Annotated in this window: 9 protein-coding genes; 7 read left to right on the top strand and 2 right to left on the bottom strand. The window is 56.8% G+C overall.

Going from position 1 to position 14,498, the window contains the following annotated elements:
- The first annotated feature begins 59 nt into the window (after positions 1–59).
- The 7 genes from tpx to RGM3321_RS25205 all read left to right on the top strand — a co-directional run bounded on the left by tpx (position 60) and on the right by RGM3321_RS25205 (position 12,821).
- On the top strand, positions 60–560 hold the full coding sequence (gene tpx, locus RGM3321_RS25235; protein WP_244395311.1) for a thiol peroxidase: 501 nt from the start codon (positions 60–62) through the stop codon (positions 558–560).
- A 152-nt stretch (positions 561–712) separates the two neighbouring features.
- Positions 713–2,014, top strand: a complete 1,302-nt coding sequence (locus RGM3321_RS25230) for an MdtA/MuxA family multidrug efflux RND transporter periplasmic adaptor subunit (protein ID WP_244395310.1) — start codon at positions 713–715, stop codon at positions 2,012–2,014.
- Positions 2,011–5,121 carry an MdtB/MuxB family multidrug efflux RND transporter permease subunit gene (locus RGM3321_RS25225; RefSeq protein WP_244395309.1) on the top strand — a complete coding sequence of 1,037 codons (3,111 nt, stop codon included), beginning with the start codon at positions 2,011–2,013 and terminating at the stop codon, positions 5,119–5,121. The genes RGM3321_RS25230 and RGM3321_RS25225 overlap by 4 nt, the downstream gene beginning before the upstream one ends.
- Positions 5,118–8,225 (top strand): efflux RND transporter permease subunit, encoded by a 3,108-nt coding sequence (locus RGM3321_RS25220; RefSeq protein WP_244395308.1) that lies wholly within the window; start codon positions 5,118–5,120, stop codon positions 8,223–8,225. The genes RGM3321_RS25225 and RGM3321_RS25220 overlap by 4 nt, the downstream gene beginning before the upstream one ends.
- Positions 8,222–9,691, top strand: a complete 1,470-nt coding sequence (locus RGM3321_RS25215) for an efflux transporter outer membrane subunit (RefSeq protein WP_244395307.1) — start codon at positions 8,222–8,224, stop codon at positions 9,689–9,691. The genes RGM3321_RS25220 and RGM3321_RS25215 overlap by 4 nt, the downstream gene beginning before the upstream one ends.
- A gap of 169 nt (positions 9,692–9,860) precedes the next feature.
- Positions 9,861–11,972, top strand: coding sequence for an EAL domain-containing protein (locus tag RGM3321_RS25210; RefSeq protein ID WP_244395306.1), 2,112 nt, complete (start codon positions 9,861–9,863; stop codon positions 11,970–11,972).
- 102 nt (positions 11,973–12,074) lie between these two features.
- Positions 12,075–12,821, top strand: coding sequence for an SDR family oxidoreductase (locus tag RGM3321_RS25205; RefSeq protein WP_244395305.1), 747 nt, complete (start codon positions 12,075–12,077; stop codon positions 12,819–12,821).
- Positions 12,822–12,865: 44 nt separating this feature from the next.
- Here the strand turns inward: RGM3321_RS25205 and RGM3321_RS25200 are convergent, their stop codons facing one another.
- The gene (locus RGM3321_RS25200) at positions 12,866–13,024 is read right to left on the bottom strand and encodes a hypothetical protein (protein WP_244395304.1); all 159 of its coding nucleotides are present in this window, start codon (positions 13,022–13,024) and stop codon (positions 12,866–12,868) included.
- A gap of 33 nt (positions 13,025–13,057) precedes the next feature.
- The gene (locus RGM3321_RS25195) at positions 13,058–13,795 is read right to left on the bottom strand and encodes an AAA family ATPase (RefSeq protein WP_244395303.1); all 738 of its coding nucleotides are present in this window, start codon (positions 13,793–13,795) and stop codon (positions 13,058–13,060) included.
- Positions 13,796–14,498: the final 703 nt, after the last annotated feature.

The raw sequence follows: 14,498 nt of genomic DNA, 5'->3' as shown, positions 1-14,498 counted from the left end.
GCACACTTTCGTGTTTAACTTCCGGTTCTTTTATTCATTTCAAAAAAGGAATGTGTTTCATGGCTCAAGTAACCCTCAAAGGCGGCCCTGTTCAAGTCAATGGCAAGCTGCCTGAAGTCGGCAGCAAGGCACCTGCCTTCACGCTGGTGGGTGAAGGTCTTGCCGACAAGACCCTGGCTGACTTCGCTGGCAAGCGCAAGGTGCTGAACATTTTTCCGAGCGTCGATACACCGACCTGTGCAACGTCGGTACGTAAATTCAACGCCCAGGCAAACGAGCTGAGCAATGCCGTTGTTCTGTGTATCTCTGCTGACCTGCCGTTTGCCCAGGCCCGCTTCTGCGGCTCCGAAGGTCTGGAAAACGTCAAGAACCTGTCTTCTTTCCGCGCAACCGATTTCAGCCAGCATTACGGTGTTGCAATTGCAGACGGTCCGCTGAAAGGTCTGACCGCTCGTGCGGTGGTTGTTCTGGACGAAAACGATAAAGTGCTGCACAGCGAACTGGTAACAGAGATCGCTCACGAACCCGACTACGACGCTGCATTGGCTGTGCTTAAGTAACTTTCCGCAACACTTCGACGGCCTGAATCCGCTCAGGCCGTTTTTTTGTTTGTGCTTCATACGTTTATCGAAAGTAAGCGCTTGGTAAAGGCGCTTTGCTTGTAACGCATCTGTGCTTATTGTTCAGCCTTCTGAAGAAGCCCCCACCTGTAATGGTTGATTTATTCATGCAATCGTCTGGCTCTCGTAAATCCCGTCGCTGGTTGATCAGTTTGTTGGTTCTGTTGGTCATTGTTGCGCTGTGCTGGTGGTTCTGGCCTGCCTCCACTCCCGGCAAAGGGGCCGAGAGCAAGAAGCATGTTGCAGGTGGCATGGCGCGGCCTGGCTTCGGTGCATCGGCTGTCGCTGTCCCGGTGCGGGTTGCACCGGCAACCGAAGGCGATTTTCCTATCTACTACAAGGCGCTTGGCACGGTAACGGCGATGAATACCATCAATGTGCGCAGCCGGGTGGCGGGAGAGCTGGTCAAGCTTTATTTCCAGGAAGGGCAGATGGTCAAGGCGGGTGACCTGCTGGCGGAAATCGATCCGCGCAGCTATCAGGTGGCATTGCAGCAGGCCGAAGGTACGCTCGCCACCAATCAGGCGCTGCTCAAGAATGCTCAGCTCGACGTACAGCGTTACCGTGGGCTTTTTGCCGAGGACAGCATCGCCAAACAGACTCTCGACACTGCCGAGTCGCTGGTCAATCAGTACAAGGGCACGATCAAGACCAATCAGGCGGCCGTGGCTGATGCGAAGCTGAGCCTGGACTTCACACGCATTCGTGCGCCGATTGCCGGTCGTGTCGGCCTCAAACAGCTGGACGTCGGCAACCTGGTTGCCGCCAACGACACCACCGCGCTGGTGGTAATTACCCAGACCCAGCCCATTTCGGTCGCCTTCACACTCCCGGAAAAGGACCTGTCGAAAGTCATTTCCCGCTACCGCACCGGCGACAAGCTGCCCGTCGAAGCCTGGGACCGTGGCGATACGAAAATGCAGGCTTCCGGTGTACTCGCCAGCCTTGACAACCAGATCGACGTGGCGACCGGCACACTGAAGTTCAAGGCTCGTTTTGATAACGGCGACGAGATCCTGTTCCCCAACCAGTTCGTCAATGTGCGTCTGCGCGCCGATACGTTGAAACAGGTGACGCTGGTGCCAACGGCCGCCGTGCAGTTCGGCACCGACGGGACCTTTGTCTATGTCCTGGACGGTGACAAGAAGGTCAAACTCAAACTGTTGAAGACCGGCCCGAGCGACGAGACATCGACGGTGATCACCGAAGGTCTGGCAGCCGGCGAACGTGTCGTGCTCGAAGGTACCGACCGTCTGCGCGACGGTGCTGAAGTCGAGGTCGTCAACGACAGCAAGGATGTACCGGCGGGTCCCGTTCAGAAGTTGCAGGGCAAGCCTGACAGCAAGACAGACAAGTCGGCAGCACTCGGCAAGGTGGAAAAACCAAACGTATGAACATGTCGCGCCTGTTCATCCTGCGTCCGGTTGCCACCACGCTCAGTATGCTGGCAATCGTTCTGGCGGGTCTGATTGCTTACACACTGCTGCCGGTGTCGGCGCTGCCTCAGGTCGACTATCCGACCATTCGTGTGATGACGCTGTATCCCGGCGCCAGTCCGCAGGTCATGACCAGCTCCGTCACTGCGCCTCTTGAGCGTCAATTCGGGCAGATGCCTGGTTTGACCCAGATGGCCTCGACGAGCTCGGGCGGCGCGTCGGTCATTACCCTGCGTTTCAGCCTCGAAATCAACATGGATGTGGCTGAGCAGCAGGTGCAGGCAGCGATCAACGCGGCCACCAATCTTCTGCCTACCGATCTTCCGGCACCCCCGGTCTATAACAAGGTCAACCCGGCAGACACGCCGGTTCTGACCCTGGCGATTACCTCGAAAACCATGCTGCTGCCCAAGCTCAATGATCTGGTTGATACACGCATGGCGCAGAAAATCTCGCAGATCAGCGGCGTCGGCATGGTCAGCATTGCCGGCGGGCAGCGTCAGGCTGTGCGGATCAAGGTCAATCCGGAGGCGCTGGCCGCCAACGGCCTGAACCTGTCTGATGTGCGGACCCTGATCGGCGCGTCCAACGTCAACCAGCCCAAGGGTAACTTCGACGGGCCGACCCGGGTTTCGATGCTCGATGCCAACGATCAGTTGAAGTCTCCAGAGGAGTACGCCAACCTTATTCTGGCCTACAAGGATGGCGCTCCCCTGCGTTTGAAGGATGTGGCCGAAATCGTCGATGGTGCTGAAAACGAACGCCTGGCGGCCTGGGCCAATCGTAGTCAGGCGGTGCTGCTGAACATTCAGCGCCAGCCGGGCGCCAACGTGATCGAGGTGGTCGACCGGATCAAGGCATTGCTGCCGTCAATCACCGAGAACCTTCCGGCCGGCCTCGACGTTGTGGTCCTGACGGACCGCACACAGACGATTCGCGCGTCGGTAACCGATGTTCAGCACGAGTTGCTGATCGCGATCATTCTGGTGGTCCTGGTCACGTTCCTGTTCCTGCGTCGCTTCAGCGCGACGATCATTCCCTCCATCGCCGTCCCGCTGTCACTGGTAGGCACCTTCGGCGTCATGTACCTGGCGGGCTTCTCGGTCAACAACCTGACACTGATGGCCATGACCATCGCGACCGGTTTCGTTGTCGATGACGCCATCGTGATGCTGGAAAACATCTCCCGGCATATCGAGGAGGGCGAAACACCTCTGCAGGCCGCCCTGAAGGGCGCGAAGCAGATCGGTTTCACCCTGATTTCCCTGACCCTGTCGCTGATTGCAGTCCTGATCCCGCTGTTGTTCATGGCTGACGTGGTCGGGCGACTGTTCCGCGAGTTCGCGATTACCCTGGCGGTCGCCATCCTGATATCGCTGGTGGTATCGCTGACCCTGACGCCCATGATGTGCGCGCGTTTGCTCAAGCGCGAGCCAAAGGAAGAAGAGCAGAGCCGTTTCTATCGCGCCAGCGGTGCCTGGATCGACTGGCTGATCAATATCTACGCGGGCGGGTTGCGCTGGGTGCTCAGGCATCAGCCACTGACCCTGCTGGCGGCATTGGCCACTCTGGCACTGACTGTGCTGCTGTACATCGTTGTGCCCAAGGGCTTCTTTCCGGTGCAGGACACCGGCGTGATCCAGGGTATTTCAGAAGCGCCACAGTCGGTCTCCTTTGCTGCCATGAGCCAGCGCCAGCAAGCGCTGGCTGACATCATTCTCAAAGACCCTGCGGTGGTCAGTCTATCTTCCTACATCGGTGTCGACGGTGATAATGCAACGCTCAACAGCGGGCGTCTGCTGATCAACCTCAAGCCCCACGCAGAGCGTGACCTTACCGCATCCGAGGTGATCCAGCGCCTGCAGCCAGAGGTAGACAAGCTTTCGGACATCCGTCTGTTCATGCAGCCGGTGCAGGACCTGACCATTGAAGACCGGGTCAGTCGTACTCAGTATCAGTTCAGCATGTCATCGCCCGACGCCGAGCTGCTGACGCTGTGGAGCGAAAGGCTGGTCGAGGCGCTCGGCAAACGGTCCGAGTTGACGGATGTGGCCAGTGACCTGCAGGACAAGGGCCTGCAGGTGTATCTGAACATCGATCGTGATGCGGCCAGTCGGGTAGGAGTCACCGTTGCGAATATTACCGATGCGCTTTACGACGCATTCGGTCAGCGACAGATTTCCACCATCTATACCCAGGCCAGCCAGTACCGCGTGGTGCTGCAAGCCGCGTCGGGCAGTGAGCTCGGCCCTGCCGCACTTGAGCAGATCCACGTCAAGACCACCGATGGCGTACAGGTAAAACTGTCGAGCCTGGCACGCGTCGAGCAGCGTCAGGCACAGTTGGCCATCGCTCACCTCGGGCAGTTTCCGGCAGTGATGATGTCGTTCAACCTTGCGCCCGGTGTCGCGTTGGGCAAGGCGGTGCAGGTCATCGAACAGGTTGAGCAGGACATCGGCATGCCGATTGGTGTGCAGACCCAGTTTCAGGGCGCTGCCGAGGCATTTCAGGCATCGTTGTCGAGCACGTTGCTGCTGATTCTGGCGGCTGTAGTGACCATGTACATCGTGCTGGGCGTGCTCTACGAGAGTTATATCCACCCGATCACCATTCTCTCGACACTGCCGTCGGCAGCAGTGGGTGCCTTGCTGGCCTTGCTGATCAGCGGCAATGACCTGGGGATGATCGCGATCATCGGCATCATTTTGCTGATCGGCATCGTCAAGAAGAACGCGATCATGATGATCGACTTCGCGCTCGACGCAGAGCGCAACCGGGGTGTTGCTCCGGAAACGGCGATCTACGAAGCGGCGCTGCTGCGTTTCCGGCCGATTCTCATGACCACTCTGGCGGCATTGTTCGGCGCCATTCCGCTGATGCTCGCCAGCGGCTCAGGCGCAGAGTTGCGTCAACCGCTCGGGCTGGTGATGGTCGGCGGTCTGCTCGTCAGCCAGGTACTGACGCTGTTTACCACGCCGGTCATCTACCTGTATTTCGACCGGCTTGGCCGTCGCTGGAGTCGCAGGCCTGCCGACCCGGACCGACTGGAACGGGCTGACACATGAACCTGTCAGCGCCGTTTATCCGTCGCCCGGTTGCGACCGTACTGCTGAGCCTGGCGATCATGCTGCTGGGCGCGGTCAGCTTCCGCTTGTTGCCGGTCGCGCCATTGCCGAACATGGACTTCCCGGTAATTGTGGTATCAGCCAGTCTGGCGGGTGCCAGCCCCGAGGTGATGGCCTCCACCGTGGCCACTCCGCTGGAGCGTTCGCTGGGCAGTATTGCCGGGGTCAATACCATGACCAGCAATTCAAGCCAGGGCACGACACGGATCATTCTGCAGTTCGATCTCAATCGCGACATCAATGGCGCGGCGCGGGAAGTGCAGGCGGCAATCAATGCTTCGCGCAACCTGCTGCCCAGCGGTATGCGCAGTATGCCGACCTACAAGAAGGTCAATCCGTCCCAGGCGCCGATCATGGTGTTGTCGATGACGTCGACGGTGCTGGAAAAAGGTCAGCTTTACGACCTGGCATCCACCATCCTGTCACAGAGCCTGTCGCAGGTTTCCGGGGTCGGCGAAGTGCAGATCGGCGGCAGCTCGCTGCCAGCGGTGCGTATCGAGCTGGAGCCACAGATGCTCTCCCAGTACGGCGTATCGCTTGACGACGTGCGTACCTCGATAACCGGTGCGAACGTACGGCGTCCAAAGGGCTTTGTGGAGGATGACCTGCATAACTGGCAGGTGCAGGCCAACGACCAGCTGGAAACCGCCAAGGACTATGCGCCGCTGATCATTCGCTACAAGGACGGGGCGACCTTGCGCCTCAAGGACGTCGCGAAAGTCAGCGATGCCGTGGAAGATCGCTACAACAGCGGGTTTTACAACAATGACCGGGCGGTGTTACTGGTCGTCAACCGGCAGGCGGGCGCCAACATCATTGAAACCGTGGCGCAGATCAAGGCGCAATTGCCAGCCCTGCGGGCCGTGCTGCCCGCCAGCGTAAGCCTCAATGTCGCGATGGACCGCTCGCCGGTGATCAAGGCGACGCTGCACGAGGCAGAGATGACTCTGCTGATTGCCGTGGTTCTGGTAGTGATAGTGGTGTTTCTGTTTCTCGGCAGCTTTCGCGCATCGCTGATCCCCACTCTTGCGGTTCCGGTATCGCTGGTAGGCACCTTTGCGATCATGCACCTGTTCGGTTTTTCCCTGAACAATCTGTCGTTGATGGCCTTGATCCTCGCCACCGGGCTGGTGGTGGACGATGCAATCGTGGTGCTGGAAAACATTTCCCGGCATATTCACAGCGGTCTCGACCCCATGAAGGCGGCATTTCTGGGGGCTAAAGAGGTGGGGTTCACCTTGCTGTCGATGAACGTCTCGCTGGTGGCGGTGTTCATTTCCATTCTCTTCATGGGTGGGCTGGTGGAAAGCCTGTTTCGCGAGTTTTCCATCACCTTGTCGGTGGCGATCGTCGTCTCGCTGATCGTGTCCCTGACCCTGACGCCGATGTTGTGCGCGCGCTGGCTGAAGCCCCACGAGCCTGGCAAGGACAATGCCTTTCAGCGTTGGAGCGAGCGTGTCAACGACCGCATGGTCGCCGGTTATGACCGCTCGCTAGGCTGGGTCATGCGTCATCGCAGGCTGACATTGCTCAGCCTGCTGATTACCGTTGTGGTGAATGTTGCGCTGTATGTAGTGGTGCCCAAGACTTTTCTGCCACAGCAGGACACCGGGCAACTGATGGGTTTTGTACGCGGTGACGACGGTCTTTCGTTCTCGGTCATGCAGCCGAAAATGGAAATCTTCCGCCGCTCGATTCTGGCAGACCCGGCCGTGGAGAGCGTTGCCGGTTTTATCGGCGGCAGCGGTGGCACCAATAACGCCTTCATGATCGTACGCCTCAAGCCGATTGCCGAGCGCAAGCTGTCTGCCGAAAAAGTGGTCGAGCGCCTGCGCAAGAACATGCCGCATGTGCCCGGCGGCAGGCTGTTCCTGGCGCCTGATCAGGACCTGCAACTGGGTGGTGGTCGCGAGCAGACCAGTTCGCAGTATCAGTACATTGTGCAAAGTGCAGACCTGAGCAGCCTGCGGCTGTGGTATCCGAAGATCGTTGCGGCGCTCAAATCGATTCCGGAGCTGACGGCCATTGACGCCAGGGAAGGGCGCGGGGCGCAGCAAGTGACCCTGGTAGTCAATCGCGATACGGCCAAACGGCTGGGCATTGACATGAACATGGTCACGGCGGTGCTCAACAATGCCTACAGCCAGCGTCAGGTATCGACCATCTATGACAGCCTCAACCAGTACAAGGTGGTCATGGAGGTCAGTCCCAAATACGCTCAGGACCCGGTGACGCTGGAGCAGGTTCAGGTGATTACCGCCGACGGGCAGCGCGTACCGCTGTCGAGCATCGCTCATTACGAGCGCAGTCTGGCGAACGATCGGGTTTCGCATGACGGTCAGTTCGCTGCTGAAAACATCTCCTTTGACCTGGCCGAAGGCGCCAGCCTCGACAAGGCGACTGTGGCTATCGAGCGCGCAATTGCCGCAATCGGGCTGCCGTCCGACATCATTTCCAAGATGGCCGGGACCGCCAACGCCTTCGCCTCGACCCAGAAAAGCCAGCCCTGGATGATTCTCGGTGCGTTGCTGGCGGTGTATCTGGTGCTGGGGATTCTTTATGAAAGCTACATCCATCCATTGACGATCCTCTCGACGCTGCCATCGGCCGGTGTGGGCGCATTGCTGACGATCTATGTGCTGGGCAGCGAATTCAGCCTGATCTCCCTGTTGGGGCTGTTCCTGCTGATTGGCGTGGTGAAGAAGAACGCAATCATGATGATCGACCTGGCCCTGCACCTTGAGCGTGATCAGGGAATGACGCCGCAAGATTCGATACGCAGTGCTTGCCTGCAACGCCTGCGCCCCATTCTGATGACCACGATGGCCGCCATTCTGGGTGCATTGCCGTTGCTGCTGAGTACCGCGGAGGGCGCTGAAATGCGCAAGCCGCTGGGCCTGACCATTATTGGTGGGCTGATCTTCAGCCAAGTCCTGACCCTCTATACCACCCCGGTGGTTTACCTTTATCTCGACCGTCTACGCCATCGTTACAATAAATGGCGTGGCGTGCGTACCGATGCTGCTCTGGAAACCCCGCTATGACCGAACGCCTGGCCTTTATATCCCGCCCGACCGGGCTGATTCGTCCACTCGCGCTGGGGCTCTTCGTTGTGCTGCTCAGCGCTTGCGCTGTCGGTCCGGATTACCAGAAACCGTCGATGGCCGCGCCTGCGCAGTTCAAGGCCGCTGAAGGCTGGCGTGCAGCTACACCCAGTGATGCGACGGCCAAAGGTGCATGGTGGGAGGTGTACAGGGATCCGCAACTGAATGCGCTGGTCGAACGGCTCAACACCTCCAACCAGACCGTCGCCCAGTACGATGCGCAGTACCGGCAGGCACAAGCACTGGTGCGCAGCTCCAGAGGCGCATTTCTGCCGACACTGGACCTGACCACCGGCAAGACCCGCTCGGGGCAGGGCACAGGTACATCGAATACCGGTACGAATACCAGCGCCTCGGGAATTCGCAACAGTTACAACGCGCAGTTGGGCGTCAGTTGGGAAGCCGATGTATGGGGTAAATTGCGTCGCGGGCTGGAGGCTGACACCGCCAGTGCGCAAGCAAGTCTTGCGGACCTGGCAGCGATGCGCCTTAGCCTGCAATCGGAGCTGGTGCAGAATTATCTGCAATTGCGGGTCATTGACGAACAGAAACGCCTGCTGGAATCCACTGTGGACACCTATCAGCGCTCTCTGACCCTCACCCAGAATCAATACCGCGCCGGTATTTCAGGAAGTGACGCTGTCGCCCAGGCGCAGACACAGTTGAAAAGTACTCAGGCCGACCTGATCGATCTGGCCTGGCAGCGTGCGCAATTCGAGAACGCCATTGCCGTGCTGATGGGCATGGCGCCCGCAGACTTCAATCTGCCGGCCAGCACTTCGATTCCGCAATTGCCGCAGATCCCGCCAGGGCTGCCGTCCCAGTTGCTTGAACGCCGACCGGACATCGCCGCAGCCGAACGCTCGGTGATGGGCGCCAATGCCAACATCGGCGTCGCTAAGGCCGCTTACTATCCAGACTTCACGCTGAGCATGAGTGGCGGTTACAGCAGCAGTACGTTCGCCAACTGGATCAGCCTGCCCAACCGCTTCTGGTCGGTAGGGCCGCAACTGGCGCTGACGTTGTTCGACGGTGGCAGGCGGACGGCGGAGGTCGATCGTACCGAGGCCGTGTATGACCAGACTGTCGCCCAGTACCGGCAGACCGTGTTGAATGGTTTTCAGGAGGTCGAAAATTACCTGGTTCAGCTCAAGGTCTATGAGCAGGAGGCCGCCGTGCGCCATGAAGCGCTGGTGTCGGCGCGTGATTCGCTGCGCCTGACCAACAACCAGTACAAGGCCGGGCTGATCGGCTATCTTGACGTCGTCAACGTACAGGCTACTGCTTTGAGCAATGAACGCAGTGTGCTGAACGTGTTGCAAAGTCGCTTGATTGCCAGCGTCCAGCTGATTGCCGCATTGGGTGGCGGCTGGAATGCTGAAACGGGTTTGACCCTCAGGGAGTAAGTGCTTCACGGGGCAAAGGCGGTTTTTCTTGAACTGTTCGTGATAAATAAAAAATTAATAGCTAGTTGCCATCTTTTCGACCAGATACCGCGACATTTGGCAGCGATTGCGTACAATCATCCCCCGCAGTATCGGCATGGACGCGCTCATTGGGCTCCAGGTGCGTTTTATGTTGATTGGTAGCTATACCCCGTCGCTCGTCGTGGTCTCCGTTCTCGTCGCAATTGTTGCTGCATACGCTGCTCTCGATCTGGTTGGCCGTATTATTTCGGCCAGGGGCCGCGCCGTTTATGTATGGATTGCGGGCGGCGCATTCGCAATGGGCGTTGGCAGTTGGTCGACGCACTTCATCGGTATGCTGGCATTCGTCCTGCCTATCGACGTTGGCTATGATGTGCCGCTGGCACTCTTGTCCTTGCTGATCGCAATACTGTCTTCTGGTTTCGCGCTGTGGCTGGCCGCCCGGCCGCTGTTGTCCGCCGCGCAGTTTGGCCTGGGTGGGTTGTTGCTGGGGCTTGGTATCAGCGCCATGCATTACACCGGCATGGCGGCAATGCGCATGCAACCTGGCATCGAATACACGCCCTGGTTGTTTGCGCTTTCCCTGGCTATCAGCATTGCTGCCTCTGCGGCGGCGTTATGGATAGCGTTTCGTCTTCGCCAGCAACGGCCCAGGGTATACCTGATGCGCGCAGTAGCGGCAACTCTGCTGGGCACGGCCATTATCGGTATGCATTACACCGGGATGGCGGCGGCCACCTTTGCCGATGGCAGCTTTTGTGGTGCGTTGCCCGAGGGGTTGAGCAGCAATGGACTGGACCGAATTGTTCTGGTCGCCAGTCTTTCGATACTGGGTATCGCGCTGCTCAGTTGTATTCTCGACTCCCACCTCGAAACACGTACCGCCGTCCTGGCCAATTCCCTGACTGAAGCCAACCAGGAGCTTACTCACCTGGCTCTGCATGACAACCTCACCGGGCTGCCGAACCGTGTGTTGTTGACGGATCGCATCGAGCAGGCGATGAAAAAAGTCAGCGAGAGCGGCGGTTGCTTTGCGTTGATGTTCATGGACCTTGATGGTTTCAAACCGGTGAATGATGCGTTCGGCCACCATACCGGGGACTTGCTGTTGCGGCAGGTCGCTTTGCGTCTTCGTCACAACCTGCACCGGCACGACACGCTGGCAAGGATCGGTGGTGATGAATTCGTGCTGCTGGTCGAGCTGCATGACCAGCAGGATGCGTTGGCTGTCGCAACACGTCAGGTCAATGAAATAGGCAATCCGTTTACCATCGGCGAGCATCAATTGCAGATTTCGCTGAGTATCGGCATCTGCATGTACCCCGGCAATGGCAATACCCAGCACGAACTTCTGATCAACGCCGATGCCGCCATGTATCACACCAAAGCGGCCGGCAAGAACGGCTACAGCTTTTTCGATGCATCGATGAACAGCAACGCACGCAATCAGCTGCAGATGTCTCAGGACTTGCGCAAGGCGATCAAGCACAGGCAGTTCTGTATCTATTACCAGCCCAAGTTCGACGCCTTGACCGGACTGCCCCTTGGCGCAGAAGCGCTATTGCGCTGGAACCATCCGGAACAAGGCGTTATGGGCCCCGACCAGTTCATCGCCATGGCAGAGAAAACCGGCCTGATCATTCAGATCGGCGAGTGGGTACTGGATGAGGCTTGCCGACAGATGCGTGAGTGGTACACCCAGGGCTACGCGCACTGGCGCATTGCGGTAAACCTGTCAGCGCTGCAGTTCTGCCATGCCGGTTTGGTCACTGCGGTGGCGGATACCCTGGCCAGGCATCAGCTCCCGCCCAATTGCCTTACCCTGGAAATCACCGAGACTACGGCCATGCATGACGCCGATGCCAGCCTGGCGGTGTTGCAAAGGCTTTCGGAAATGGGTGTGGATCTATCGATTGACGATTTTGGCACCGGTTATTCCAGCCTGATGTACCTGAAGCGCCTGCCCGCCAATGAAATCAAGATTGATCGAGGTTTCGTGCGCGACCTTGAGCATGACACCGACGATGCCGCCATCGTGTCGGCCATCGTGGCGGTAGGGCAGGCGTTGAACCTGCGGATTGTCGCCGAAGGCGTGGAAACCGCGGTTCAGAAGCGCTTCCTGACTCACTTGGGATGCCACTCCCTGCAAGGCTTTCTGCTCGGATATCCTTTGCCTGCCGAGCAATTTCTCGACGAAATTCGCGCCGCCGAAGCGAAGGCGGCAGTCGACGTGCCTGATGTCGGGCAACCGGCTTTCTGAAGCGCGTGGATGGCGCTGGACGGCAAAGGCTGGCACGATCAGAACCGTTTGGCTAACCTGCGGGTGTTAGCTGGGCCTTGATGCTGGCTTCTGAGAAAAATCATGGAAAAAGTCTTCATTATTACCGGTGGCTCGCGCGGAATCGGCGCAGCCACTGCGCGTCTGGCTGCTGTACAGGGCTATCGGATCTGTATCAATTATCTGTCTGATCATGCCGCAGCCGAAAAAACAGCAGGGCAGGTCAGGGCTCTGGGGGCTCAGGCGATTACCCTGCAGGCCGACGTCAGCAACGAAGACGAGATCATGCGCCTGTTCGCCAGGGTCGATTCGGAACTCGGCCGCGTTACCCATCTGGTCAACAATGCAGGCACGCTCGCTCAGGCTTCAAGAGTCGAGGACATGTCCGAATTCCGCATGCTCAAAATGATGATGACCAACGTCGTCGGGCCGATGCTGTGCAGCAAACATGCCTTGTTACGCATGCTGCCGAGTCACGGCGGGCACGGTGGCAGCATCGTCAACGTATCCTCGCTGGCGGCCCGTCTGGGCTCGGCAGGCGAATATGTGGACTACGCGGCTTCGAAAGGCGCGCTGGACACGTTCACCATCGGGCTTTCCAAGGAAGTGGCCGGGGAGAACATTCGCGTCAACGCGGTGCGGCCAGGGTTCATCTTCACCGACTTTCACGCCCTGAGCGGCGATCCGTTCCGCGTCAGCAAGCTTGAGGGCGCATTGCCAATGGGCCGTGGCGGTACTGCCGAGGAAGTGGCCGAAGCCATTCTCTGGTTGCTGTCGGACAATGCGTCTTATGCCACGGGAACGTTCATCGATTTGGCGGGAGGGCGCTGAAGGCGTCCATACTCGGGCAGACCCCTTCAGACCCTGCTTACTGGTCACACCGTGACGGGCGGCGCATTGGCTGGCGGATCGCCAACTGGCGTTTCATTGGGTGGCGGCGTGGATGGCGGCGGCTCCTGCTCGGGCACTGGCTCGGGCAGGACGGGGTCATCGATGTTCGGATCGGGTACTTCTACCGGGTTGGGTAAGGTCATGGTTGTTGCCTCTAGCTGGAGAAAACAGTGAAATCATAGCTCATTACGGAATGGCTCTGAATAAAAGCTAGCCATGGAAGAGTTGATAAATGCTTCATCCAAACTAGAGGCATTGTAATACGTAACGTAATTTTGAGCTGAATCAAACTGAGTGAATTTTAAATTTCCTATCATGTAAAAGTTATTGCAGTTATTGACAATCTCTTCTACGTGGTTTGAAGAAACTAGCACAGTGCTGCCTTTTTCAACTGCACCATGTAGACATTTCCATATATGGAAACGAAATTCCGGATCTACACCTGCAGTGGGTTCGTCCAATATATATAACTCAGCGCCTAATGATAAAAGACTAAGGGTGAAAAACCATCGTTTTTCTCCATAGCTGCAGATCGCAGCTTTTTTGTTCCAGACATCCGTATAACGGTTAGATATCCCTGGGCTCCAGTCTGTCAAATTTTCTAATATATTGTCTAATGTTCTTATATATTGGGGGGGGAGCGCCGAGATCATATGGAATATGTCACACATCTTTAATGATGGTGATACCGTGACTGTCTGAGATAGGTAAAGTAAACTTTTAAACGGATTTTCAAAATTCCCAATGTCGAGTTTGTACAGCCCACAAATCAAATCGAACAGAGTGGTTTTTCCTGCGCCATTTGCTCCTAATAAGCCGGTGATACTTTGCCTAGGAACGACAAAGTTTGCCTTTTTAAAAATTTGGCGCGGTCCATGAGCGTACGCGATGTCAATTGCTTTAAATGCTTCCATTATGGACGCCCCCATACAGGATTTATTCTAAATAGGTGGTAGCAAGCAATAAGCGTCACTAAAAAACCAAATAATATAGCCCAGATCAGTTCGAGTCTCATATCGCCAAGCATTATATTTTTAGCAATGTTCACAGGGTTCCAGATGTTTATCAAATTCACCCATTGTTCTTGTCTTACCGAACCTATAATACCAATCGCTATCATTGAAAATGAAAAAATCGATATAATCGTATTGGCATTTTGAAAGTTTAATGCCGCGAGAGTAAGCATCAGCCCTGGAATACAAAAAAGTACAAAGCATAAGTAAAATCTTATTAGTATACTTAAGTACTCGGCTATGTTGTATGCGCCAAATAATGGGCGGCTACTTAAATAAAATAAGCTGCAATACAGTAGTGATATAAGGGAATATGAGAAAAAATGCGAGATGAGAAATCTTCTGCGTGAATACGGTGTGTATATGAAGGAGCGTACAAAGCCGCTTTCTCGCCTGCCAATAATATAAAAACAGAAGCCGAATAATGCAACGCTTGAGGCCACGTATGCAAAGAACCAAGCTGCTGAGTGAAGATATTCTGCTTCAAAAACAGTCGAATCGTTTTTCGAGAAAATCATCATGTAGAATACTGCACATGGCGATATCATTATCCAAAAAAAAGCCACAGGCTCATTTAGCTGCTCTTTGATAAAGAGGCGGCTAA

It is taken from the genome of Pseudomonas sp. RGM 3321 (assembly GCF_022836805.1).
Classification (GTDB): Bacteria; Pseudomonadota; Gammaproteobacteria; order Pseudomonadales; family Pseudomonadaceae; genus Aquipseudomonas.
The sequence above is the reverse complement of the archived record's forward strand: the minus strand, read 5'-3'. Positions and strand labels throughout refer to the sequence as shown.

What these genes read in the sequence shown, in the direction of transcription:
- tpx (WP_244395311.1), top strand. Translation starts at nt 60, where the DNA reads ATGGCTCAAGTAACCCTCAAAGGCGGCCCTGTTCAAGTCAATGGCAAG.
- RGM3321_RS25230 (WP_244395310.1), top strand. Translation starts at nt 713, where the DNA reads ATGGTTGATTTATTCATGCAATCGTCTGGCTCTCGTAAATCCCGTCGC.
- RGM3321_RS25225 (WP_244395309.1), top strand. Translation starts at nt 2,011, where the DNA reads ATGAACATGTCGCGCCTGTTCATCCTGCGTCCGGTTGCCACCACGCTC.
- RGM3321_RS25220 (WP_244395308.1), top strand. Translation starts at nt 5,118, where the DNA reads ATGAACCTGTCAGCGCCGTTTATCCGTCGCCCGGTTGCGACCGTACTG.
- RGM3321_RS25215 (WP_244395307.1), top strand. Translation starts at nt 8,222, where the DNA reads ATGACCGAACGCCTGGCCTTTATATCCCGCCCGACCGGGCTGATTCGT.
- RGM3321_RS25210 (WP_244395306.1), top strand. Translation starts at nt 9,861, where the DNA reads ATGTTGATTGGTAGCTATACCCCGTCGCTCGTCGTGGTCTCCGTTCTC.
- RGM3321_RS25205 (WP_244395305.1), top strand. Translation starts at nt 12,075, where the DNA reads ATGGAAAAAGTCTTCATTATTACCGGTGGCTCGCGCGGAATCGGCGCA.
- RGM3321_RS25200 (WP_244395304.1), bottom strand. Translation starts at nt 13,024, where the DNA reads ATGACCTTACCCAACCCGGTAGAAGTACCCGATCCGAACATCGATGAC.
- RGM3321_RS25195 (WP_244395303.1), bottom strand. Translation starts at nt 13,795, where the DNA reads ATGGAAGCATTTAAAGCAATTGACATCGCGTACGCTCATGGACCGCGC.